This is a genomic window from Salmonella sp. GDC200615 (assembly GCF_050574145.1).
In the GTDB taxonomy this organism is placed as follows: Bacteria; Pseudomonadota; Gammaproteobacteria; order Enterobacterales; family Enterobacteriaceae; genus Salmonella; species Salmonella enterica.
Genome location: NZ_CP192247.1, coordinates 2258931 through 2282824, shown reverse-complemented (window position 1 = coordinate 2282824; position 23894 = coordinate 2258931). Strand labels below are relative to the sequence as shown.

Genomic DNA, 23894 nt, shown 5'->3' with positions numbered 1-23894 from the left:
ACATATGTCTATGGAAACGCAGGACATTATTAAACGGTCCGCAACAAACGCCATCACGCCGCCTCCGCAGGCGCGTGATTACAAAGCCGAAGTCGCGAAACTGATCGACGTCTCCTCCTGTGTCGGCTGTAAAGCCTGCCAGGTAGCCTGTTCTGAATGGAACGATATTCGCGATAACGTTGGTCATTGTGTCGGGGTGTACGATAACCCTGCCGATCTCAGCGCCAAGTCCTGGACGGTGATGCGCTTTACCGAAACCGAGCAGAACGGCAAGCTGGAGTGGCTGATTCGTAAAGATGGTTGTATGCACTGTGAAGATCCAGGCTGTCTTAAAGCCTGTCCATCTGCCGGGGCTATCATCCAGTACGCGAACGGGATTGTTGACTTTCAATCTGAACACTGTATCGGCTGTGGTTACTGTATCGCCGGGTGTCCGTTTAATATTCCGCGCCTCAACAAAGAGGACAACCGCGTTTATAAATGTACGCTCTGCGTCGATCGCGTCAGCGTGGGCCAGGAACCGGCCTGCGTCAAAACTTGTCCGACCGGGGCTATTCACTTCGGCACCAAAAAAGAGATGCTGGAACTGGGCGAGCAACGCGTGGAGAAGTTAAAAGCGCGTGGCTTTGAACATGCCGGTATCTACAACCCGCAGGGCGTCGGCGGCACGCACGTCATGTATGTGCTGCACCATGCCAATCAGCCGGAGTTGTACCACGGCTTGCCGAAAGATCCGCAGATCGATACCTCAATCAATCTGTGGAAAGGGGCGCTAAAACCGCTGGCCGCAGCGGGCTTTATCGCCACTTTCGCCGGTCTGATTTACCACTACATCGGTATTGGCCCGAATAAAGAAACGGACGACGATGAGGAGGATCATCATGAGTAAGTCGAAAATGATTGTGCGCACGAAATTTGTCGACCGCGCCTGTCACTGGACGGTGGTGATCTGCTTCTTCCTGGTAGCGCTGTCGGGAATTTCGTTTTTCTTCCCGACGCTACAATGGTTGACGCAAACTTTCGGCACGCCGCAGATGGGACGTATTTTGCACCCGTTCTTCGGTATTGCCATCTTCATCGCGCTGATGTTTATGTTCGTGCGTTTCGTCCACCACAACATCCCGGATAAAAAAGATATTCCGTGGCTGAAAAATATTGTCGAAGTATTGAAAGGCAATGAGCATAAGGTGGCGGATGTCGGCAAATACAATGCCGGACAGAAGATGATGTTCTGGTCCATTATGAGCATGATTTTTGTGCTGCTGGTGACTGGCGTGATTATCTGGCGTCCGTATTTCGCGCAGTATTTCCCCATGCAGGTGGTGCGTTATAGCCTGTTAATTCATGCGGCGGCGGGCATTATTTTAATGCACGCGATCCTCATCCATATGTATATGGCATTTTGGGTGAAAGGCTCGATTAAAGGCATGATCGAAGGGAAGGTCAGCCGTCGCTGGGCGAAGAAACATCATCCACGCTGGTATCGTGAAATCGAGAAGGCGGAAGCAAAAAAAGAGAGCGAAGAAGGTATTCAGTAATTCTTTCGCAATCTGATAAACAAGGCGCTATCCTGGTAGCGCCTTGTTTTCATCTGCTGTCTGTATACTCAGACGACCACAGCAAATCGTTTAACGACGGAAATCGATGACCATACGGCCACGAATTTGCCCTTGTTCCATCTCTTTAAAAATAACGTTGATATCTTCAAGCGGACGTAAAGCGACTTTTGGCACGACTTTTCCTTCCGCCGCGAACTGGAAGGCTTCGGTCAGATCCTGGCGTGTCCCCACCAACGAACCGACAACCTGAATTCCATCCAGCACCAGGCGAGGGATATCAAGGTTCATGGCTTCTGGCGGCAGCCCGACTGCCACCACGCGACCTCCGGCGCGAACGGCATCTACTGCGGAATTAAACGCCGCCTTAGCGACCGCGGTAACCACCGCTGCGTGCGCGCCACCGGTTTTTTCCTGCACAATTTTAGCCGCATCTTCCGTACGTGAATTAATGGTCAGATCTGCGCCCATTTCCTCGGCCAGTTTCAGTTGTCCATCATTGACATCAATGGCGATCACTTTCGCATTGAAAACGTTTTTCGCGTACTGCAAGGCCAGATTACCCAGACCGCCCAGACCGTAGATGGCAATCCACTGGCCAGGTTTAATATGAGAAATCTTCACCCCTTTATACGTGGTAACGCCCGCGCAGGTAATACTACTTGCCGCCGCAGAGTCCAGACCTTCCGGTACTTTCACCGCATAATCCGCGACGACAATACACTCTTCGGCCATGCCGCCATCTACCGTGTAACCGGCATTTTTCACGTTGCGGCATAAGGTTTCATTGCCCGTATTGCAATACTCACAGTGTCCGCATCCTTCATAAAACCACGCGACACTCGCGCGATCGCCGGGTTTCAGCGAGGTGACACCAGGACCGACTTCCGCCACGACGCCAATGCCTTCGTGTCCCAGAATGACGCCGGTTTTGTCACCGAAATCGCCGTTTTTCACGTGTAGATCGGTATGGCATACGCCGCAGCACTCCATTTTTAGCAAAGCTTCACCGTGGCGAAGGGGACGCAGCGTTTTCTCAGTAACATCAACCTGATGATCTTGTGTGACAACAGCAGCTTTCATAACCTTCTCCTTTTATTAATAGTGAACTGCATAGCAGGTAATAGCAGGTAAGGTGCTATTACCTCTTTAGGATTAATATTTCTGATGAGTTATGCAAGGCGGCAGAAATACAATGTAATAGTTTAGCCAGGATTATCCTGATAAATCCCCGTTCAATACATAAAGGTGGCTAATATTAGTAGCTTGACAAATAAGCAGGGAAAGGAATTCAGGTGTGTCGACAGACTCACTAAAACTAAAGAAGAAAATGATATCCGGCGGCATTCACCGCCGGGTACGTATTAAATGGAAGTCCGACGGTAGTCGCGGTATTCCGGTTTCCAGAAGTTATCGTCAATCGCCTGTTGCAGCGCTTCCGCAGAGGTTTTCACCGCTACGCCTTGTTGCTGCGCCATTTTACCTACGGCAAAAGCGATAGCGCGCGACACGACCTGGATGTCTTTAAGCGCTGGTAACACTAATCCTTCGCCGTTATTGACCAGCGGAGAATATTTCGCCAGCGTCTCACTGGCTGACATCAGCATTTCATCAGTAATGCGCGATGCGCCGGAAGCGATAACCCCCAGACCGATGCCGGGGAAAATATAGGCGTTATTACATTTTGCGATCGGATAAATCTTATCTTTCCAGATGACCGGCGAGAATGGACTGCCGGTTGCCACCAGCGCGTTGCCTTCCGTCCAGGCGATAATGTCCTGTGGCGTGGCCTCCACGCGAGAGGTGGGATTAGAGAGCGGCATGACGATCGGGCGAGGGCAATGCTTATGCATCTCGCGGATGATCTCTTCAGTAAAGAGCCCGGTCTGGCCGGAAACCCCGATCAGGATATCCGGCTTCACGTTACGCACCACATCCAGCAGCGACAGCACGTCATTTTCGGTATCCCAGTGCTGGAGATTGTCGCATTTCTGCACCAGTTTTGCCTGGAACGGCAATAAATTAGGCATCCGGTCCGTCAACAGGCCGAAGCGATCGACCATAAAAACGTTCTGTCGAGCGGCATCTTCGCTTAAACCTTCACGCTGAGTCTGCGCGATGATTTGTTCAGCAATCCCACATCCGGCGGAACCCGCGCCGAGGAAAACGATTTTCTGCTCGCTAAGCTGACTGCCGGCAGCGCGGCTGGCGGCGATCAACGTACCGACGGTCACGGCTGCGGTGCCCTGAATATCATCGTTAAAGGAGCAAATCTCATCACGATAGCGCGTCAACAGCGGCATTGCGTTTTTCTGCGCGAAATCTTCAAACTGTAGCAGGATATCTGGCCAGCGCTGCTTAACGGCCTGAATAAACTCATCGACAAACGCATAATACTCATCGTCGGTAATGCGCGGATGACGCCAGCCCATGTAAAGCAGAACGTTGAGTAACTGTTGATTGTTGGTGCCGACATCCAGCACAACGGGAAGGGTATAGGCCGGACTAATGCCGCCGCAGGCGGTGTATAATGACAGCTTACCGATAGGGATCCCCATCCCGCCGATGCCCTGATCGCCAAGCCCCAGAATCCGCTCGCCATCCGTCACCACAATAACTTTAATGTTGTGGTTAGGCACATTCTGCAAAATGTCGTCCATATTGTGACGGTTCGGATAAGAGATAAATACGCCGCGCGCCCGGCGATAAATCTCAGAGAAGCGCTCACAGGCCGCGCCCACGGTCGGGGTATAGATAACCGGCATCATCTCTTCAAGATGGTTTTGCACCAGTCGATAAAAGAGCGTTTCGTTGGTATCCTGGATGTTACGCAGGTAAATATGCTTATCGATTTCTGTTTTAAACCCCTGATACTGGAGCCAGGCGCGTTCGGCCTGTTCTTCAATCGACTCGACGACCTCTGGCAGCAGCCCTGACAAATTGAAGTTGCGGCGCTCTTCTACGCTAAAAGCGCTGCCTTTGTTTAACAGGGGGAATTCCAGCAATACAGGGCCAGCGTAAGGGATATAAAGGGAACGTGCTTTCTTGGTTATAGTTTCCATGCTACTCACTCTTTTTCGAATAACTGTCCCTGGCACCGTCGTTTATCATCATATATTGCCTTCCACCAGGGAACCGACCCTGAGTATAAAGCATTGTGAGACGTTAAGGTCATTCCTATAAACAAAAACACCATTGCAGATGCAATGGTGTTTAACGTCATTTCAGGACTGTACGATTACTTTTGGCTGTCGGCGCGGCGCTTTCTGCCGGTTGGGTTATTCACCACGCTGCTGGTGTCGCCTTCAGTAACAACCTTACGCTGGTTGGAAATTCTGTAATCCAGTCCAAGTATATGACGAGCCTGACGGTTCGATTTCATGTTAACTCCTCAATCCTGTTGCTAGTTTTAAGGACAAATTCGCTTACGCGAAAGAAACGTAACCCCTAAGGTTGCCGATACAGCATAGCAGGTTTTACAGAGTCGGGTGCTGCCCGCTTACCACATAGTTGATGGTCTGCTGGTAGATGTCACTGAGGATGTCATTGTCGGAAGCCTCAACCCATTTGGTCAGCTCCATTAAAATATCATCTTCAGTGACAACGCCTAACTCCGCGCGTAATCCTTGTTCAATCGCGTTGACCAAGGCCGGTTGTGCTGCTGAGGTATTTGCTGAGTGATAAGTAAACATATAATGCCTCCGTGAACATGTATTTATTTAGTACGGCTCGCAGAAAATTAATTCGTATTCAGCATGGCAAATATTTTTGCGGCTGTGGTTAAGATTAGTCCTGGAGTTATTTTAACGCAAGGCGGAACTCTAATTGTTTACCCCTGAAGAAAATATATTACGTTTGCCAATTACATATCCTCATACAAATAGTGGTCAATTAATATACATTTAAAAGGCTACTTATTGTGATTTTTATCCTTTATTACAATGTGATAGGATAAATCTCAATATACATATAAAATATACATAATGGAATACGCCTCCAGAAGAAAAAGTAAGGACAAAAGGAGGGATATATTCTTTAAAGAAAGGGAGCCCTGTTGGTTTAATATTAATCACTGAAAAAGCATACAACTATTTTCTATATCTGAAGTGCGGGTAATCGACAACATGCTACCTCCATCGGCATGGACAACGCAGATTAGCAGCATGGTCTATACTTTATTTTTTGAGCCAACAGGAGAGCAAAAATGACAATCCATAAGAAAGGTCAGGCACACTGGGAAGGCGACATCAAACGGGGTAAAGGTACTGTATCAACAGAAAGCGGCGTGCTTAATCAACAACCGTATGGATTCAATACCCGGTTCGAAGGCGCGCAGGGAACCAACCCGGAAGAGTTAATTGGCGCCGCACATGCGGCCTGTTTCTCCATGGCGCTATCACTCATGCTGGGAGAGGCTGGATTTACGCCGACATCCATTGACACCACCGCTGACGTATCGCTTGATAAGGTGGAGGCGGGCTTCGCCATTACCAAAATTGCGCTACAAAGCAAAGTCGCGGTAGCAGATATTGATGCTTCAACTTTCGATCAAATCATCCAGAAAGCAAAAGCCGGGTGCCCGGTATCGCAGGTTCTGAATGCGGAAATCACCCTCGACTACCAGCTTAACGCCTGATAACCTCTCCAGCCCGGTAACGATGGGTTGATCGGGCTGATGAATATACTTTCAGACGGAGGGCTTGCTCCCGGTCTATCTGAGATCCTGCCGTATTTCTATCACCTCAACGCGCCGTAGACCACGTCTGCGGCTATTGTCGTGGCCTACTTTTCCGCCTTAAAATCTGCTCGCCATGTTGCTTTATTCATCAAACATCAAAATCAGTCAACGTAAATATCAATAATAGCCATATCACGGAGGGTGATCTTTATTCCTGAGAGAGGAGGGGTATTATTTTCTGTGTTCTACATTAACGGGTTAACGCGCAGATGTAGAGGTTATTTATATAATTATTGGAGCAACAACAATGAATAAATTCTCCCTTGCTACAGCAGGTATTATCGTGGCAGCGCTGGTAACCAGTGTTAGCGTGAATGCGGCAACAGATACTACTAAAACAAACGTTACGCCTAAAGGTATGAGCTGCCAGGAGTTTGTTGACCTCAATCCGCAGACGATGGCGCCAGTCGCTTTCTGGGTGCTGAATGAAGATGAAGATTTTAAAGGCGGGGACTACGTAGATTTCCAGGAAACTGAGACGACAGCAGTGCCGCTAGCCGTTGAGCTTTGTAAGAAAAACCCGCAGAGTGAATTAAGCAAAATAAAAGACGAAATCAAGAAAGAACTCTCAAAATAAGAGTAAACTGATATCAAAACCCGGCCTGTGTGTCGGGTTTTACTATTTGTGACACCGTCACAAATAACATCTTCCATTTCTTCTACCAATCACGTGGTATTGCACTATTTTCATTAGAGCCCTTTCACTATATGGAGACCTAATGAAAATTTTACCGCTGGCACTTGGCACTCTTTATCATTCCTTTTCTGGCCGGATGCGGCGCCAATAATACGCCGCCGCAAACGCCTATTCCCGGGGAAAAAACCTCTGCCAAATTACGTACCCTGGAAACAGGCGCGGCGGCTATTCAATCCAGACCACCTGTCGATGCCATCAGTACCTACCTTGACGGGTTCCATTTTTATAGCGGTGATAAAAACGGACAGATGGAAGCGCACCATTACGTTACCGTCCTGAACGAAGATGTCATGCAGGCGGTGATTTACGACGGCAATACGAAAAACGCGCGCCTGATGGGGGTGGAGTACATTATCAGCGAACGTTTATTTAAAACGCTTCCTCCCGAGGAGAAAAAACTGTGGCACAGCCACCAGTACGAGGTGAAATCCGGTAGCCTGGTGGCGCCTGGCTTACCGCAGGTCGCTGATAAAGCGTTGATGAGTAAGATTGTTAATACTTATGGCAAGACCTGGCACACCTGGCATACCGACCGGGATAAAACCCTGCCAATGGGTATCCCTGCGCTGATGATGGGCTTTACTGGCGACGGGCAGCTTGACCCCGCGCTGCTGGCCGATCGGGATCGCCGTCTGGGAATTGATACCCAGGCCATTAAACGCGAGCGGCAGGATCTGCCTGAACATCCCGTTGTTAAGGGGGCTAACGCCTGGGAGCAGGGGGAGGTTATCCAGCTACAGCGTGTTCAGGGCTCTGGCGAACACGGGCGAGGCGATACCGCGCACTTCGGTACATCTGAGCAATCCCGACAATAATTCCACGGTTTTACACGCAGATAGGAAAAAGAATGCCTGTTAAGTGACAGTGTCACGTAAAGATTAGCCCCATAGTCTATGCTTGTTCTTCGGATGTTGTAGAGGTTATGGGTTAAACGGAGCGACAAATGAGTTCAAAAATTTTTTGCAAAAGCTGGGGGGCTGAATATATCGCCGCTGATGTTGTCCGCTTTCGTCTTTGGGCCACCGGTCAGCAAAAGGTTATGCTCAGGCTTGCGGGTAAAGACCAGGAAATGCAGGCGAGCGGTGACGGCTGGTTTACGCTGGACGTCTCCGGGGTGACGCCAGGTACGGAGTATAACTTTGTACTCAACGATGGCATGGTGGTCCCCGATCCGGCTTCCCGCGCCCAAAAAACTGACGTCAACGGTCCGTCATATGTGGTTGATCCAGGCAGCTACACGTGGCGCAACACCGGGTGGAAAGGTAGCCGTTGGGAGCAGGCCGTGGTGTATGAGATGCATACAGGCACGTTCACTCCGGAAGGCACCTTCCGCGCCGCAATAGCGAAGCTGCCTTATCTCGCTGAACTCGGCGTTACCGTTATTGAAGTGATGCCCGTTGCGCAATTTGGCGGCGAGCGTGGCTGGGGCTATGACGGCGTACTGCTTTACGCGCCGCATTCTGCCTATGGGACGCCGGATGATTTCAAGGCGTTTATTGACGCCGCGCATGGGTATGGTCTTTCCGTCGTCCTGGATATTGTGCTGAACCATTTCGGCCCGGAGGGAAATTATTTACCGCTATTGGCGCCGGCGTTTTTCCACAAAGAGCGCATGACGCCGTGGGGAAATGGTATCGCCTATGATGTCGACGCCGTGCGGCGCTATATCATCGAGGCGCCGTTATACTGGCTGACAGAATACCATCTCGACGGCTTACGCTTTGACGCTATCGATCAGATTGAGGACAGTAGCGCCAGGCATGTGCTGGTTGAAATCGCACAACGTATTCGGGAAGACATTACCGACAGACCCATTCATCTGACTACCGAAGATAGCCGCAATATTATTTCTCTGCATCCCCGTGATCAGGATGGCAATGCGCCGCTGTTTACCGCCGAATGGAATGACGATTTTCATAATGCCGTCCACGTTTTTGCGACCGGAGAGACCCAGGCCTACTACAACGATTTTGCTGATACCCCGGAAAAACACCTCGCGAGAGCGCTGGCCGAAGGATTCGCTTATCAGGGAGAAATTTCCCCCCAAACCGGCGAACCTCGCGGCGTAAAAAGTACCGGACAACCTCCGGTCGCCTTTGTGGATTTTATTCAGAACCACGATCAGGTCGGTAACCGCGCCCAGGGCGACAGACTGATAACCCTGGCGGGCGCTGAACGAACAAAAGTATTGCTCGCCACGTTGCTGCTTTCACCTGCTTTTTATGGGCGAAGAGTATGGCGAAAGCCGTCCTTTTCTTTTTTTACCGATTTCCATGGGGATTTAGCCCGCGCCGTTCGTGAAGGTCGCGCAAAAGAGTTTGCCGATCATGCAGGGGAAAATGTTCCGGACCCGAATGCGCCAGAGACCTTTCAACGCTCAAAACTTAACTGGAAGCAACAGCACAGTGAAGAGGGTAAAGCGTGGCTGGCATTTACCCGCGAACTACTGCTTTTGCGCCAGAAGCATATCGTGCCGCTGTTGTCCGCTGCCCGTGAGAGCTCAGGAACGGTATTGCAAACCGCGCCCGGGTTTATTGCCGTTAGCTGGCGTTTTCCGGGAGGAACGCTGTCACTGGCGCTGAATATTAGCGCCACGACGGTATTGCTGCCCGATTTACCGGGTAAGACCCTCTTCGCCTGGCCGAATGAATCCACCGGGTCGCTTTCCCAACATTCTCTTATTGTCCGCTTAGCCCAGGGAGAGTCTGCATCATGATCCCAACTGCAACGTATCGTCTTCAGTTTCGTAATGGCATGACCTTCGATCGCGCTGCGGCGCTGGTGCCTTACCTTAAAAATCTGGGTATCAGCCATCTTTATGCCTCACCCATCTTTACCGCCACCAAAGCGTCAACGCATGGTTATGATGTCACCGATGCGAATGAGATTGAGCCTTCTATTGGCGGGCGCGAAGGATTTGAAAGACTGGTGGCCGAACTTAAAGCGCAAGGTCTGGGATTGATCATCGATATTGTGCCTAATCACATGGCCAGCTCGCTGGAAAACGCCTGGTGGCGCGACGTGCTTGAATATGGCAAGGAGAGCCGTTACGCGCGCCATTTCGATATTGACTGGTCGCGCCGACTGACGCTGCCTTTTTTAGGCGACACGTTTGACGCCGTGCTGGAAAACGGAGAAATTGCGATCAAGCCCGATCCCGCTACGGGTAAACCCGCGTTCGCCTATTATGATAACTATTATCCGCTTGCGCCGGCGACGTGGCAGGGGCGCGAGGCCGAAATACTGGCGCTTACCGATAAAGCCGCTATTGCTGATTTGCATGAGCGCCAGCCGTGGAAATTAATGTCCTGGAGCGATGCCGCTCGCTCGCTTTCATATCGGCGTTTCTTTGAGGTCACAGGGCTGGTAGGAATGCGGGTGGAAGATAAAACCGTCTTCGACGATACACATCGGCTGATTCTGGAGCTGGTCAGAACGGGGGCGGTTGACGGTTTACGTATCGATCATATCGACGGACTTGCCGATCCGAAAGCCTATCTTGCGCGTTTACGTCAGGAAGTGGGGCCGGCGTGCTATATCACCGTGGAAAAAATTCTCGCTAAAGGCGAGCAACTTCCTGATGACTGGCCGGTTTCCGGCACCACAGGCTATGAATTTATCGCCTCGCTGGCGGAGGTGCTGGTTGACGATGAGCAGATAGACAATCTGCGCCAGGCTTACGAGACCGTTAAAGGCGCGCCAGTGGATATGCGGGCGGAATTACGGGCGGCTAAATTGCTGATGGTCGATCGCAATTTCGAGGGGGAATTTACCCGGCTGCTCGCGCTTGCGCTGTCGATTGCCAGCGAGCTACAGATCGCACAGGAAGAGAGCATCGTTCGGCAGGCGTTACGCGAGTTATTAATTGCCTTTCCCGTATATCGCACTTACGGCACGGCAGAAGGGCTACCGCCGACCGATATTTGCCTGTTACACCGTATTGTGGAACGGGTAAAGACGCTTGAAAATCCTCCGCAGCCAGAAGCGCTTACATTTCTGAGCCGTCTTCTTACTGGCGATGTTCCCGCCTCCAGCCAGGAGGAGGCGACACAGTTTCGCGTTCGGTTCCAGCAACTCACCGGTCCGCTGATGGCGAAATCGGTAGAGGATACGCTTTTCTTTCGTCAAAACATGGGACTGGCGTTAAATGAAGTCGGCGCCGAGCCCGTCACGCATCACTTCTCCATCGAACGCTTTCACCATGAGATGAAAACCCGACAGGCGCGACAGCCTGATGCGTTATCCGGTACGTCGACCCACGATACCAAGCGAGGCGAGGATGCGCGAGCACGCCTGTATACGCTTACCGAAGCGCCGGAACAGTGGAGCGAATGCCTTGCCCGCTGGCGGCAGATGAACCAGACCCATGTCAAATTTTTGAATGATGGCACTGCGCCAAAATCGGCGGATACGTGGATGTTATATCAGGCGCTGACCGGCGTCTGGCCCCCGATGCTACAACCGCAGGACGAAACAGGTTTAAACGCGCTGAAAATACGCTTTGAAGCCTTTGTGGAGAAAGCGCTACGCGAAGCGAAGCTACGTACCGATTGGGTGGACAGTAATGAGGCTTACGAAACGGCAATGCTTGATTACGCCCGTTATTTACTGGCGCCGGATAATCAGACATTTTTGCAGGATTTTTATCGTTCCTTGCAACCCTTCATCCGCGCAGGGCTGGTTAACAGCCTGACGCAGACCGTTATCAAGTTAACCGCGCCGGGAGTACCTGATATCTATCAGGGAAGCGAGGCGTTGAATTTTCGTCTTGTCGATCCCGACAACCGCCGCGAACCGGATTTCGCCACGCTGGCGCAGCAGTTAGACCAACTAACGCCGGGAGTTTTCTCGCGCGAAGAGAGTTGGCTGAACGGGCAGGTGAATCAGTATGTCACCGCCGCCTTACTGCGTTTGCGTCAGCAGAATCATGAGCTCTTCCGTTTTGGCGACTATATACCGCTGCGGGCTGTTGGTCAGCGTGCCGACAAGGTCATCGCTTACGCCAGAGTCAATCATGATGATGCGCTGATTGTTGTTGCGCCCCGACTGGTGTTCGCCGAATGTGACGGCTTATTGTCACAATCGCATAGCGGTTTCTGGTCAGGAACCGACATTATTATACCCGGACAGCTTAATCAGCATCGTTATCGCAATGTGCTTACCCAGGAGAGGTTAATGCCTGGTGAACGCCTGTCGTTGGCCTCACACCAGGGCGGCGTACTGGTTTTAATGAGCGACTGAGTTTATGTGTTGATGTGCCGTGACAGGACAAAGTTTACCGTGGGTGGAGAAAGAGAATGACAACAAACAGGGCTTTTGAAATCAGATCAGGATACAGCCATACGCTTGGCGCAAATTATGACGGCGAAGGCGTGAATTTCGCTATTTTTTCCGCCCATGCGGAACGCGTCGAGCTTTGTCTTTACGATCCGAGCGGGGAGCATGAAATCGCTTGTCTGGAGTTACCGGAATATACCGACGAAATATGGCACGGCTATGTCCCGAAGTTGCAGCCCGGCGCGCTGTATGGGTACCGCGTTTACGGTCCTTATGACCCGGAAAATGGTCATCGTTTTAACCCCAACAAGCTGCTTATTGACCCTTATGCCCGTGAGCTGGTGGGCGATATTCAGTGGAACGATGCGCATTTCGCGTATCAATTACTTCATGACGATAAAGATTTGACCTTTGATGACCAGGATAGCGCGCCATTTACGCCTAAATGCCGGGTGATTGATCCGGCTGAGGCGAATTGGGAGGATAGACAACGGCCTTCCATACCGTGGTCGAACGCCATTATTTATGAAACGCATGTAAAAGGCTTTACCCAGCTTAATTCCGCGATCCCTGAGCCTCTACGCGGTACGTTTGAGGGCATGGGACATAAAGCCAGCGTGGATTACATTAAAAGTCTGGGTATTACCTCCGTCGAGCTTTTACCCGTTCACTGGTTCCCGGACGATCAGCATCTGCTCGATAAAGGACTGAAAAATTTCTGGGGATACAACTCGCTGGGCTTTTTTGCGCCGGCGACGCGCTACTATGGTCCAAAAGGTATTCAGGGATTCCGCGATATGGTGCGCGCTTTCCATGATGCCGGCGTCGAAGTGATACTGGACGTGGTCTATAACCATACGGCAGAAGGGAATGAGCTTGGCCCCACGCTGTCATTTAAAGGTATCGATAACTTCTCTTACTATCGCACCATGCCCGATCAGCATCGCTATTACATTAACGATACAGGGACAGGTAATACCGTCAATACCTCTCATCCACGGGTACTGCAAATGGTGATGGATTCCCTTCGCTATTGGGCGGAGTCAATGCATGTCGACGGCTTTCGTTTTGATTTGGGCACCATTCTTGGTCGTGAGCCGGAAGGCTTTGATCAGAGAGGCGGTTTTTTTGATGCGGTAACGCAAGACCCGGTGCTGGCAAAACTGAAACTGATTGGCGAACCCTGGGATATCGGACCGGGCGGCTATCAGGTTGGCGGCTTTCCACCAGGGTGGGGCGAATGGAATGATAAATACCGCGATACGGTACGCGAATATTGGAAAGATGACAACGTCACAAATGATTTCGCCGCACGCCTGCTGGGTTCCGGCGATCTCTATGATTTGCGCGGCCGTCGCCCCTGGTCAAGCGTTAACTTTATTACTGCCCATGACGGCTTCACGCTGAACGATCTGGTGTCTTAATCCGCTGCCCGCCGGGCCAAAGCCGCTGCCCATTGAAGGAGCAATACCCGCGACATCCGCCATTACCCATTTTAGCTGTTCGTCATCCAGTCCCAGTTTTTTACAATCCATCCATAATAAATAGGTTCCCTGCGCCGGGACAATTCTTGCCCAGGGAAGGTGCTCTGTCGCCTGTTCAACAAACCAGCGGCGGTTTTCCGCCAGGTAATCCAGTAGCGAATCCAGCCACTGTCTGCTTTCATTCCATGCGGTAGTCGCCGCCTGAACGGAGAGGGCGTTAAAGACGTCCAGCCCATGAGCGTCCAGACGAGACAGGAATCGCTGGCGAAGCGTAGGATCGGGAATGAGAAAATTAGAAATTCGCAACGACGATAAGCCAAACGTTTTGCTGGCCGCAGTGGCGGAGATGACCCGTTTATGCCAGCGCTCCCCTAAATGCAGTACCGAGGTAAAGGTTTCGCCGGGCAGCAATAGATCGGCCCATATTTCATCCGAGATGAGAGTGACATCATAAGCTTCACATAATAAAAGCAGTTGCTCCAGCTCGTTGGCCGACCAGCAACGCCCGGTTGGATTATGTGGATTACACAAAATCATCAGCGGAGGGCGCTCATGGCGAAACAGCCTTTCCAGTTGGCAAAAATCCATCTGGTAGCCGTCGTCCGGCGACTCGCTAAGGGGATTCTCCAGCAGTTTTCTACCATTAAGCGTGATTATTTTGGCGAAGGAGCCATAGTATGGTCCCTGTACCACTACGCCGTCGCCTGGATGCGTCAACATTTGCACTAAGAGCGCCAACCCTGGTACGACGCCTTCCACGCTGCATACCCATTCCTGTTTTAACGTAAGCTGGTGGCGTGACGAAAACCAGTGAAGCAGGGCGTTAAAATAGGCCTCATCACGTTCGCTATAGCCAAATACGCCGTGCTCGATTCGCTGATGCAATGCCGCCTGAACCTCAGGCGGGCAGGCAAAATCGAAATCAGAAACCCACATCGGCAGCAGTTTCCCAGCGCCGTCGCCAAAGTGACGCTCAATAAAATCCCACTTTACCGAACCAGTATTGTTGCGATTGATAATCTGGTTAAAATCCATCTTGTTTCCTTATTATTTCGTCACTGACGTTTGCGGCGACTTTTCTGAAGCGGAGGCAGTTCTGGCAATACCAACTCCGCTAAAACCATAAATTAATGCGAAGAAGATCGCCGCATAGCACTGGATAGCCCAGGGCAGAAGATCAAGCGTGCTAACGCCCAGCGTGGTTGCCATGTAGACGCCAGCCGAGGTCCACGGCAGGAGAGGTTCGATAACGGTACCGGCATCTTCTATCGTCCGTGAAAGGTTTTTAGTATCCAGCCCCATACGACGATAGGCATCTTTAAACAGTTCGGCGGGAACTAACAATGCCAGTTTACCGTCGCTGGTCGCTCCTGTGACCAAAATTGTGGTGCCGATAGTGGCGGCAATGAGTTGACCAACGCTATGAATAATGGTCAGCAGTCGGTTAATGATGATCGTTAACGCGCCGGTTCACGTTAGCGCTCCGGCAAATGAAAAAGCGCAGAAAACTAACAGTATCGTTCCCATCATCGAGAACATTCCGCCCCGGTTTAGCAGTCGCGGAACATCGGCCACGACACCTTCTGCGCCTTGTGGGAACATGGCGATATCAAATCCATCAATGAAAGCGTCCAGTCCCTGTTTGATGCTCAGTCCCTGCATGATGACGCCGAGGAACAAGGCAAGTACGCAGGCGCTTAACATTAATGGGATGACAGGCTTTTTGCGAATTGCGCCCCACAGTACGATCACCGGCGGCAAAATAAGAATAATATTAAAATGGTATAGCGACTCCAGCGAGTGGATGATGTCCGTAACGCGCTGCGGCGTAGCCACCTCGCCCAGCATATTACTGTGTCCGGCGATAAGATAAACCACGGCGGCAAGCAGGAAACTTGGCAGGGTCGTCCAAAGTAAATGCTGAATATGCTCAAACAGAGTAGTGTCTGCGACAATCGCGGCAAAGTTAGTCGAGTCGGACAACGGTGAGATTTTGTCGCCGAAATAAGCGCCAGAAACAACGGCGCCAGCTGCTGCTGCAAGAGACACGTCCAGCCCGGCGGCAACCCCCATTAACGCAACGCCAACCGTCCCGGCGGATCCCCATGATGTACCGGTACAGACGGAGACCACGCTGGTTAAAAAGAAGGCTGCAATCAAAATATATTCCGGGCTTATGAGTTTTAGCCCCCAGTACACCATGTAGGGAATGGTGCCACTAAACATCCAGGTGCCAATCAAACCGCCCACGCAGATCAGGATCATGATAACCGGCATTGCTTTAGCCAGCTTATCCACCACTGAGTTGATGATGTCTTCCCAACAGTATCCTTGCCACCATGCAATGCCTGCCGCTACCGCCGCAGAGCACAGAAGGAGCGGTTCGATACGTAGCCCCATGATGCCGTAACCGATAATCAACAATAACAACATGGAGATGACTGGGATTAGCGCTAAACCCAATGACAGCGTTTTCTTCTTGTTTTGTGATGCACTCATAATGGAGCTCCGGTCAGTAAGGTAGCTCAAGGGTAGGGGGATACGCTTCTCACTACTGTGATCCATTACTTTCGTCCATGTAACCGATTACATGAGAAGGGTTAATTTGATAGTCATCACAGTTTTTACTGTTGACGACGCATTCATCGTGAAAAATAGGGCGCGACAGAATCGCGGATCACCAGTTCGGCATTGAAATGATTGCTGCTGGGCGGCGGCGTAATGCCCTGGTATAACTGTATCGCCAGTTGCGCGGCACAACGCGCCATTTGTTCGACCGGATAATGCATTGTTGTTAACGCCGGATAAAGATACCGGGCCAGCACCACATCATCAAAGCCGACAATAGAGAGCTGTTGCGGAAGCTGAACGCCGCGTTGATGAAGAATACGCATAATGCCAGCGGCCATCACATCGTTAAACGTGACCGCTGCCGTAAGGGGAAGCACCTGCGCGACGAACCGGTCACAGTGGCCGGTTTTTTTATGCCTGCGTGGCGTGTGCTGCGTGAAATCGTGTGCAGGATAAGCGGGTGCAAATCAACAGAATTCGCGCAGCGTCACGGCAGGGAAGGGATCAAACTTATGGGCCAGAAGTTTTTTGACATACACGAATCCAGCCGCTTTAACATGTCTTTTAAATGTTCTGGTGAATTTAACATAACATCCGTTATGCGCACCATAATGGCGGAAGGCGAAAAGCAGCCCCCCAGCGTGAATCAGTCATACAACCAGCGACCAGCCCTGGCAGACGCAATGAGCATACCTATAGTGAAATCCGCCACCTGAGGAATATCGTTTTTGCGAAACGGATTAAGCAAATGCTTTAGCGGTGGTTCTGGCGGATAGTATGTTGTGATCGAGAAACTCCCTCTATCTACATTAAATGTCGTAAAAAAATCATCCATCAATGCCAGTGCTTCATCATCTTCCAGCCGTAGATCTGAATCCAAATCTGTTGACGGTGTCAGTTCTTTTTTCTTATCTTGGAATACTCAATAAAGTGGTCGCCGCCGGCGGGCTCTATCCCCGACTACGAACCTACCGTCACGACGGAAGCTATGTAGATTCAGATATTGCGCATCATACAAAACCGACCCACGCCGAACCCTACCATCTGCCATTGATGGTTCCACAGAACGTGACAGAAACGATTATGCGAGAGCAATTAAAAGCATGGGGACATCGGGTGGAGTTCGGCTGCGAGTTACGACATTTTGCGCAAACCCCACGCACAGTCACCGCGTATGTTGCCGGGCCGGCTGGAGAAGAGGTCATCATCGCACATTATTTGATAGGTGCGGATGGCGGCGGAAGCTTTGTCAGAAAAAAATTAGGCGTCAGCTTCCCCGGTCGTACGTTGGGAATCCATGCGCTTGTGGCTGACGCTTCACTTTCCGGTCTAAACCGGGATGTATGGCACCATTTTAACGATGGCGATATGACGCGGATGATAACGATTTGCCCTCTCGCCGGCACGCAGCTCTTTCAAATCCAGGCGTTGTTGGCCCCGGACGACTCGCAGAATTTCTCAGCCGACGTGCTCACGGCTTTTCTTACTGAACGAATCGGGCGGACGGATGTTCGCATCCATTCGATTCCCTGGGTATCGAAGTACCAGATGAATGCGCGCATAGCGGAACATTACCGTGTGGGTAAGGTATTTTTAGCCGGTGATGCCGCTCATGTGCATCCGCCGACGGGTGGGCAAGGATTAAATACCAGCATCCAGGATGCCTATAACCTGGGGTGGAAAATGGCAGCCTCGCTGCGGGGCGCAGGAGAAGAGCTTCTCGATAGCTATGAACAGGAACGCCGCCCGGTAGCCGAATCACTGCTCCACCTTTCGACCCTATTACTTGACTCTCAAAAACAGGGTGGCATCAAACGAGAACGCGACGTTCAACAACTTGACATCCAGTATACCGACTCCCCCTTAGCCCACACGTTGCCCGAACGTCAGCATGGGTTACAAGCGGGAGAAAGAGCTCCGGATGCTCCTCTTTTGGGCGCCGGCGGCCAATCATTACGATTATTTCAGTTACTACAAGGTCCGGACTGGAATCTGTTGGCCTACGAAACCCACGGTAAGGTCATCGATGCGCGGCGAGGACTGCGTATTCATCACATTGGCGAGCAGGACGAGCTCATCGATACCCTGGGGCACTTCCGGGAATCCTATCATCTGGCGCCGGGTCAATGCGTGGTGATTCGACCCGATGGCTATGTCGGCGCATTCTTTCACGGCAAACAGAGCAACGATATTGAAAATTATCTCTCTCGTTTTGCCATAGGGATTAAAGATGAATACTAATGTCTATGAGAACACCGACAGCGAAACTATCACCCCGCTCAACAAGCGGCGTATTTTGCCTGTTTTCCTGCTTGTCGGCCTTTACGCCGCCAGTACAGCGGCTGTAATGTCGGTACTGCCTTTTTATATCCGCGAGATGGGCGGTTCGCCGCTTATCATTGGAGTCATCATCGCCACTGAAGCTTTTAGCCAATTTTGTGCGGCGCCCCTGATTGGCCACCTTTCCGATCGCGTTGGCCGCAAGCGAATACTGATTGTCACGCTGGCTATTGCGGCGATAAGTTTACTATTACTCGCCAACGCGCAATGTATCCTGTTTATCCTGCTCGCCCGCACGCTTTTTGGCATTAGCGCCGGGAATTTGTCAGCCGCCGCAGCCTATATTGCCGATTGTACGCACGTCAGAAATCGGCGTCAGGCAATCGGTATCCTCACAGGCTGCATTGGGTTAGGCGGTATTGTCGGGGCAGGCGTTTCCGGGTGGTTATCGCGTATCAGTCTGAGCGCGCCGATCTACGCCGCCTTTATACTTGTCCTTGGGTCTGCCCTGGTCGCGATTTGGGGGTTAAAAGACCCTTCCACAACATCACGTACCACAGATAAAATAGCGGCGTTCTCTGCCCGCGCTATTTTAAAGATGCCTGTCCTTCGCGTCTTAATCATCGTAATGCTTTGTCATTTCTTCGCCTATGGCATGTACTCTTCACAATTACCTGTTTTTCTTTCTGACACCTTCATCTGGAATGGGCTTCCCTTTGGGCCAAAAGCGTTAAGCTATCTGTTAATGGCGGACGGGGTTATTAATATTTTCGTTCAGCTATTTCTGTTAGGTTGGGTGAGCCAATATTTTTCGGAGCGAAAGCTAATTATCCTCATCTTCGCCCTTCTTTGTACTGGATTTCTCACTGCGGGTATCGCCACGACCATACCTGTGCTTGTTTTTGCTATCGTTTGTATTAGCATCGCTGATGCGCTAGCCAAACCCACTTATCTTGCCGCCTTGTCCGTCCATGTATCGCCTGCCCGACAAGGTATCGTCATCGGAACGGCGCAGGCATTAATCGCAATCGCTGATTTTATATCCCCCGTATTGGGCGGATTTGTCCTGGGTTATGCTCTGTATGGCGTCTGGATCGGTATAGCTATCTCTGTCGCCATTATTGGTCTGGTGACGGCAATGATTTACCTTTCAAAAAGTTCAGTGCTAATAGTGAAACCAGAAACAGAATAATGTGACAACGTCACAAACATTATTGTTCCCTTCTTCCCTTATTTATCAAAAGTATTGTACTTATATTGAATGTTTAAGAGGTATTTATGGAAATTATGCTGGCTGGCATTTGCCCTTGTAAAGCGCGGGGAAAGCATGAAAAAAACATATCTCGTTGTTATCGTACTGTTTTTCATTTCTACAAAAGTTTATACACTACTTCATAACAACATCTTCTTTTGTCGAAACAGCCCGGAGTGTGATTTGTCTCATGTTCTCCCCGACTACCGGGGGCAGATTTCAGGCACACCGCTAAAATATACCTTGATTAATACAGCTCCATTAGCACAGGTGGTAGTCAGACACTATGAATTATTATCGCAACACTGGTCGCCAGATGACATGGTAACCCCTGCGCAATGGCGACATAACGTTGATATTTATATCCCTGAAACGGCAAAAGAGCACCATGCTTTGGTGGTTGTAAACAACGGAATTAATTATGATAAAGGCGTACAAATCACTGGTAAACCCGGTGATTTCCCCCAGGAAACACTGGCAAGCATCTCCCGTGATACGAATACCATCGTAATATCAGTGAGTGATATACCTAACCAATATTTAACCTTTCAGGATGATAAAAAACCACTGAAAGAGGACGAGAGCGTTTCCCGAAGCTGGGCATTATTTATGGAAGCGCCGGAGAAACGTGAGTTAATGCCTTTAAATATTCCTATGGTCACTGCCCTATCGCAAGCGATGAGATTAGCAAAAAAGGAGTTAACGCAATGGAATATAAATTCCTTTATCATTACAGGTATTTCAAAGCGTGGGTGGACCACCTGGTTGTCAGCTATCGCCGATCCTGATGTTGAAGCAATTGTTCCCTTCGCCATTGATCTACTTGATATTGATGCTTCACTTGAGCATATTTATCAATCATACGGTGGAAATTGGCCCATTACATTCTACCCCTACTACCAGCAAGGCATAGATGAGAAAATAAAATCCCCCACATTTACCCAACTAAGGCAAATAATAGATCCGTTAAGATATCTCAATACTATTTATCAACCCCGACTTGCAATACCGAAATATATTATTAATGCAAGTGGCGATGATTTTTTCGTACCAGACAACACTCGCTTTTATTATAGCAAACTTCCTGGCGTAAAATCATTACGTATAGTGCCTAATATGAACCACTACTCAATTAACCAGTTCGCTGAAGAAAGCCTCGTTCCTTTTATTAATAGGTTTCAAAGTAAAAAAACATTACCACAGTTGATCGGCCTTATTCACCACCATCTTCTTACGGTCTATTTCTCAGAAGCGCCGGTAAAAGTCGTTCGCTGGACAGCTAACAATCCAAATGCGCGTGATTTTCGTTATGCCTGTGGCATCCGCTATAAGCCGCTTACAATAGATACTCCCGCCAACAATAAGATCAGTATTACGTTAAATGAACCGAAGACAGGTTGGGAAGCTACCTATATCGAAGCCACTTTTAATGATGGCTATGTCGCCACGAGTCAGGTTTATATTACGCCCGATGAAAAATACCCACAGACAGCACCACCTTCCGTTAACGCCGCATGTCAAACGTTACCGGGGCGTGGATTAGGGGAAAACGATAGCCCCGATTGAATTTTCAAGTAATTATCTGATTTTAAATAATTTTATCCATCACGCTTGCGATGGATAAAAATCCTCTGCGATAAATTTTTGTTATATTGATCACGTTCTAACCACAAGAGAGGTGATTTGAAAATAACCTTAAAATATTGTGGTCAGGCCACTAGACCACAATAAGAGGATTAATCATGAAAAGAAAAACAATGGGATGGCTTATCGTTTTTCTTCTATTTATAGTTTACATGCTCAACTATATGGATCGTTCAGCATTGTCGATAACTGCCCCCTTGATCGAAAAGGAGTTAGGATTTAACGCCGCGGAGATGGGGATGATCTTCAGCGCGTTTTTTATCGGATACGCCCTGTTTAATTTTATTGGTGGCTGGGCCAGCGATAAAGTTGGGCCAAAAACGGTTTTTCTCATCGCAGCGTTACTATGGTCTGTATTTTGTGGCTTAACTGGTTTGGTCACCGGATTGTGGACAATGCTTATCGTGCGCGTTCTTTTCGGTATGGCTGAAGGACCGGTCAGCGCTGCCGGAAATAAAATCATCAATAACTGGATTTCCCGAAAGGAGTCTGCCACGGCGATCGGAATTTTTAGCGCCGGTTCCCCGCTCGGCGGCGCGGTGTCCGGGCCGATAGTGGGCCTGCTGGCGTTATCCTTAGGCTGGCGCCCCGCATTTGGCATTATTTTCTTATTTGGCCTGGTCTGGGTACTACTGTGATACTTTATCGTTAGCGATAAGCCAACAATGAGTAAACGCCTGGCGCCGGAAGAACGCATTGATTTTGAAAATCATGAGGACGTTATTTTATCTGATGATGGCCGGGCTACGCCTTCACTCGGCTATTACATGAAACAACCAATGGTATGGGCGACAACTCTGGCTTTTTTCAGCTACAACTATATTCTTTTTTTCTTCCTGACCTGGTTCCCAAGTTACCTGAACCATTCGTTACATCTCGATATTAAAGAAATTAGTATCGCTACGGTAATTCCCTGGGTCATCGGCGCCATTGGTATGGTACTCGGCGGCGTCTGTTCTGATGTAATTTATCGGATTACCGGTAATGCTCTGCTCTCACGTCGACTTATTCTGGGCGTATGTCTGGCAGGCGCGGCGGTATGTGTTGCCGTTTCCGGTACCGTTAGCACTATTGGTAGCGCAATTACGCTCATGTCAGTTTCACTCTTCCTGCTCTATTTAACAGGCCCAATTTATTGGGCTGTTATTCAGGATGTTGTTCATAAAGATAAGGTAGGGAGCGTCGGAGGAGCCATGCATGGCCTGGCTAATATATCCGGTATTATCGGTCCGCTTGTCACCGGTTTTATCGTTCAATTTAGCGGTAAATATGACTATGCGTTCTATCTGGCTGGTGCTATCGCTATCGTTTCAAGCCTGTTGGTCTTCGTGTTTGTAAAAAGTAAAGGATTCAAAGCCAATGAAAGTCAAAGCTGTGTTCATTAATAAGCCTGGTGAAGTTGAAACCCGCTGGGTGGATTATCCCCATAAGAAAGAAAATGAAGTATTAATTAAGGTTGATGCTGCAGGCATTTGCGGATCGGATATCGGGGCTTTTCGTGGAACGAACCCACTGGTTACTTACCCAAGAATTATTGGGCATGAAGTGACCGGAATTGTTCTTCAGGAAGGCGCCGGAATGCCGGACAATATTAAAGAAGGTGACCGCGTAATTGTTGACCCCTATATTTATTGTGGTCACTGCTACCCTTGCTCTGTCGGCAGAACTAATTGTTGTGAAAATTTAAACGTCATTGGCGTGCATGTCGATGGCGCAATGCAGGAGGTGGTTACTCATCCCGCACATTTAATTCATAAAATACCAGATAATGTGCCTTCTGAAATGGCGCCGCTGGCAGAACCGCTGACCATCGCTCTGCACGCGCTGCATCGGGCAAACGTTAAGGCTGGGGAATATGTTGCCATCATCGGCGCGGGGGCCATTGGTCTTATGGCGGCATTAAGCGCGCGTCATTACAAGGCAATGCCTATTCTGATCGATATTGTGGAAGAAAGGCTACGCTATGCGCAAAAGCTTGGCGTTCCTTATGTGCTGAACGCCGCTGACGATCAGGTTATCGACGCTATTAAAAATATCACCCACGGCACCATGGCGCAGGTCGTGATAGAAGCTTCCGGCGCAAATAGCGCTATTCGAAATACGCTTGATTTAGCATCGTTTGCTGGTCGTATTTCGTTTACCGGATGGCCAAAACAGGAAACGTCGCTGCCGACGAACCTGATCACCTATAAAGAACTGGATTTACGCGGTTCCCGCACCAGTGCCGGTGAATTTGATGAGGCATTACGCATGCTGTCAACGCTGGAGATTAATCCGCAAGATGTTGTCAGTAAGGTCGTCAATCTTGATGAGATCCCTGATGCAGTTAAAGAACTTGATCGCTATCCGGAGCGCTACTTAAAGATTAATGCTGTTTTCCATTGATTTACGGCGA

At 49.9% G+C, this 23894-nt stretch carries 14 protein-coding genes and 7 pseudogenes; 13 read left to right on the top strand and 8 right to left on the bottom strand.

The features are described from left to right. The first annotated feature begins 4 nt into the window (after positions 1-4). Together fdxH and fdnI are read left to right on the top strand one after the other, a co-directional pair. Complete coding sequence (gene fdxH, locus ACQ29O_RS10940; RefSeq protein WP_000061599.1) at positions 5-889, top strand: formate dehydrogenase subunit beta; 885 nt, start codon at positions 5-7, stop codon at positions 887-889. Further along, positions 882-1538, top strand: coding sequence for a formate dehydrogenase-N subunit gamma (gene fdnI / locus ACQ29O_RS10935; RefSeq protein WP_000045657.1), 657 nt, complete (start codon positions 882-884; stop codon positions 1536-1538). Before fdxH ends, fdnI begins: the two co-directional genes overlap by 8 nt. A 90-nt stretch (positions 1539-1628) precedes the next feature. Here fdnI and adhP read toward each other — a convergent pair whose 3' ends face one another. The 4 genes from adhP to bdm all read right to left on the bottom strand — a co-directional run bounded on the left by adhP (position 1629) and on the right by bdm (position 5248). Next, positions 1629-2639 carry an alcohol dehydrogenase AdhP gene (gene adhP / locus ACQ29O_RS10930; protein ID WP_000642448.1) on the bottom strand — a complete coding sequence of 337 codons (1011 nt, stop codon included), beginning with the start codon at positions 2637-2639 and terminating at the stop codon, positions 1629-1631. A gap of 281 nt (positions 2640-2920) precedes the next feature. Then, complete coding sequence (locus tag ACQ29O_RS10925) at positions 2921-4618, bottom strand: NAD-dependent malic enzyme (RefSeq protein WP_020936981.1); 1698 nt, start codon at positions 4616-4618, stop codon at positions 2921-2923. A gap of 176 nt (positions 4619-4794) precedes the next feature. After that, positions 4795-4938, bottom strand: a complete 144-nt coding sequence (gene sra, locus ACQ29O_RS10920; RefSeq protein WP_000841559.1) for a stationary-phase-induced ribosome-associated protein — start codon at positions 4936-4938, stop codon at positions 4795-4797. A gap of 94 nt (positions 4939-5032) precedes the next feature. After that, complete coding sequence (bdm, locus tag ACQ29O_RS10915) at positions 5033-5248, bottom strand: biofilm-dependent modulation protein (RefSeq protein WP_000495700.1); 216 nt, start codon at positions 5246-5248, stop codon at positions 5033-5035. Positions 5249-5760: 512 nt separating this feature from the next. On the opposite strand from bdm, the gene ACQ29O_RS10910 reads away from it, so the two are divergent. The 6 genes and pseudogenes from ACQ29O_RS10910 to glgX form a co-directional block, all read left to right on the top strand. Next, on the top strand, positions 5761-6192 hold the full coding sequence (locus ACQ29O_RS10910; protein WP_000152297.1) for an OsmC family protein: 432 nt from the start codon (positions 5761-5763) through the stop codon (positions 6190-6192). Between the two features lie 349 nt (positions 6193-6541). After that, positions 6542-6871 carry an acid-activated periplasmic chaperone HdeB gene (gene hdeB, locus ACQ29O_RS10905; RefSeq protein ID WP_001032161.1) on the top strand — a complete coding sequence of 110 codons (330 nt, stop codon included), beginning with the start codon at positions 6542-6544 and terminating at the stop codon, positions 6869-6871. Positions 6872-7035: 164 nt separating this feature from the next. Beyond that, positions 7036-7806, top strand: coding sequence for an OBAP family protein (locus ACQ29O_RS10900; RefSeq protein WP_041030970.1), 771 nt, complete (start codon positions 7036-7038; stop codon positions 7804-7806). 128 nt (positions 7807-7934) lie between these two features. Further along, positions 7935-9707 (top strand): malto-oligosyltrehalose trehalohydrolase, encoded by a 1773-nt coding sequence (gene treZ / locus ACQ29O_RS10895; protein ID WP_023165000.1) that lies wholly within the window; start codon positions 7935-7937, stop codon positions 9705-9707. Further along, the gene (gene treY, locus ACQ29O_RS10890) at positions 9704-12232 is read left to right on the top strand and encodes a malto-oligosyltrehalose synthase (RefSeq protein ID WP_000613151.1); all 2529 of its coding nucleotides are present in this window, start codon (positions 9704-9706) and stop codon (positions 12230-12232) included. Before treZ ends, treY begins: the two co-directional genes overlap by 4 nt. 56 nt (positions 12233-12288) lie before the next feature. Further along, positions 12289-13689, top strand: a pseudogene (glgX, locus tag ACQ29O_RS10885) (glycogen debranching protein GlgX); the annotation flags it as partial. Positions 13690-13692: 3 nt separating this feature from the next. Here glgX and ACQ29O_RS10880 read toward each other — a convergent pair. From ACQ29O_RS10880 to ACQ29O_RS10865, 4 pseudogenes are all read right to left on the bottom strand, one after another. Continuing rightward, positions 13693-14787 (bottom strand): annotated as a pseudogene (locus ACQ29O_RS10880) (MalY/PatB family protein); the annotation flags it as partial. 12 nt (positions 14788-14799) lie between these two features. Continuing rightward, positions 14800-16251, bottom strand: a pseudogene (gene nhaC / locus ACQ29O_RS10875) (Na+/H+ antiporter NhaC). A gap of 143 nt (positions 16252-16394) precedes the next feature. Then, positions 16395-16697, bottom strand: a pseudogene (locus tag ACQ29O_RS10870) (substrate-binding domain-containing protein); the annotation flags it as partial. 272 nt (positions 16698-16969) lie between these two features. Then, a pseudogene (locus tag ACQ29O_RS10865) lies at positions 16970-17245 on the bottom strand (DUF1493 family protein); the annotation flags it as partial. On the opposite strand from ACQ29O_RS10865, the pseudogene ACQ29O_RS10860 reads away from it, so the two are divergent. The 5 genes and pseudogenes from ACQ29O_RS10860 to ACQ29O_RS10840 all read left to right on the top strand — a co-directional run. Then, positions 17224-18564 (top strand): annotated as a pseudogene (locus ACQ29O_RS10860) (FAD-dependent oxidoreductase); the annotation flags it as partial. The pseudogenes ACQ29O_RS10865 and ACQ29O_RS10860 overlap by 22 nt on opposite strands. Beyond that, the gene (locus tag ACQ29O_RS10855; RefSeq protein ID WP_020936976.1) at positions 18554-19795 is read left to right on the top strand and encodes an MFS transporter; all 1242 of its coding nucleotides are present in this window, start codon (positions 18554-18556) and stop codon (positions 19793-19795) included. The pseudogene ACQ29O_RS10860 and the gene ACQ29O_RS10855, both read left to right, overlap by 11 nt. 69 nt (positions 19796-19864) lie before the next feature. After that, the gene (locus ACQ29O_RS10850; protein WP_253336050.1) at positions 19865-21421 is read left to right on the top strand and encodes a PhoPQ-activated pathogenicity-related family protein; all 1557 of its coding nucleotides are present in this window, start codon (positions 19865-19867) and stop codon (positions 21419-21421) included. A gap of 176 nt (positions 21422-21597) precedes the next feature. Next, a pseudogene (locus tag ACQ29O_RS10845) lies at positions 21598-22884 on the top strand (MFS transporter). Continuing rightward, entirely contained in the window at positions 22859-23884 is a 1026-nt protein-coding gene (locus ACQ29O_RS10840; RefSeq protein WP_000864923.1) for a zinc-binding alcohol dehydrogenase family protein, read from the top strand. The pseudogene ACQ29O_RS10845 and the gene ACQ29O_RS10840 overlap by 26 nt, the downstream one beginning before the upstream one ends. Positions 23885-23894: the final 10 nt, after the last annotated feature.

What these genes read in the sequence shown, in the direction of transcription:
- adhP (WP_000642448.1), bottom strand. Translation starts at nt 2,639, where the DNA reads ATGAAAGCTGCTGTTGTCACACAAGATCATCAGGTTGATGTTACTGAG.
- hdeB (WP_001032161.1), top strand. Translation starts at nt 6,542, where the DNA reads ATGAATAAATTCTCCCTTGCTACAGCAGGTATTATCGTGGCAGCGCTG.
- ACQ29O_RS10925 (WP_020936981.1), bottom strand. Translation starts at nt 4,618, where the DNA reads ATGGAAACTATAACCAAGAAAGCACGTTCCCTTTATATCCCTTACGCT.
- treY (WP_000613151.1), top strand. Translation starts at nt 9,704, where the DNA reads ATGATCCCAACTGCAACGTATCGTCTTCAGTTTCGTAATGGCATGACC.
- fdxH (WP_000061599.1), top strand. Translation starts at nt 5, where the DNA reads ATGTCTATGGAAACGCAGGACATTATTAAACGGTCCGCAACAAACGCC.
- sra (WP_000841559.1), bottom strand. Translation starts at nt 4,938, where the DNA reads ATGAAATCGAACCGTCAGGCTCGTCATATACTTGGACTGGATTACAGA.
- ACQ29O_RS10850 (WP_253336050.1), top strand. Translation starts at nt 19,865, where the DNA reads ATGTTTAAGAGGTATTTATGGAAATTATGCTGGCTGGCATTTGCCCTT.
- ACQ29O_RS10910 (WP_000152297.1), top strand. Translation starts at nt 5,761, where the DNA reads ATGACAATCCATAAGAAAGGTCAGGCACACTGGGAAGGCGACATCAAA.
- ACQ29O_RS10855 (WP_020936976.1), top strand. Translation starts at nt 18,554, where the DNA reads ATGAATACTAATGTCTATGAGAACACCGACAGCGAAACTATCACCCCG.
- fdnI (WP_000045657.1), top strand. Translation starts at nt 882, where the DNA reads ATGAGTAAGTCGAAAATGATTGTGCGCACGAAATTTGTCGACCGCGCC.
- treZ (WP_023165000.1), top strand. Translation starts at nt 7,935, where the DNA reads ATGAGTTCAAAAATTTTTTGCAAAAGCTGGGGGGCTGAATATATCGCC.
- bdm (WP_000495700.1), bottom strand. Translation starts at nt 5,248, where the DNA reads ATGTTTACTTATCACTCAGCAAATACCTCAGCAGCACAACCGGCCTTG.
- ACQ29O_RS10840 (WP_000864923.1), top strand. Translation starts at nt 22,859, where the DNA reads ATGAAAGTCAAAGCTGTGTTCATTAATAAGCCTGGTGAAGTTGAAACC.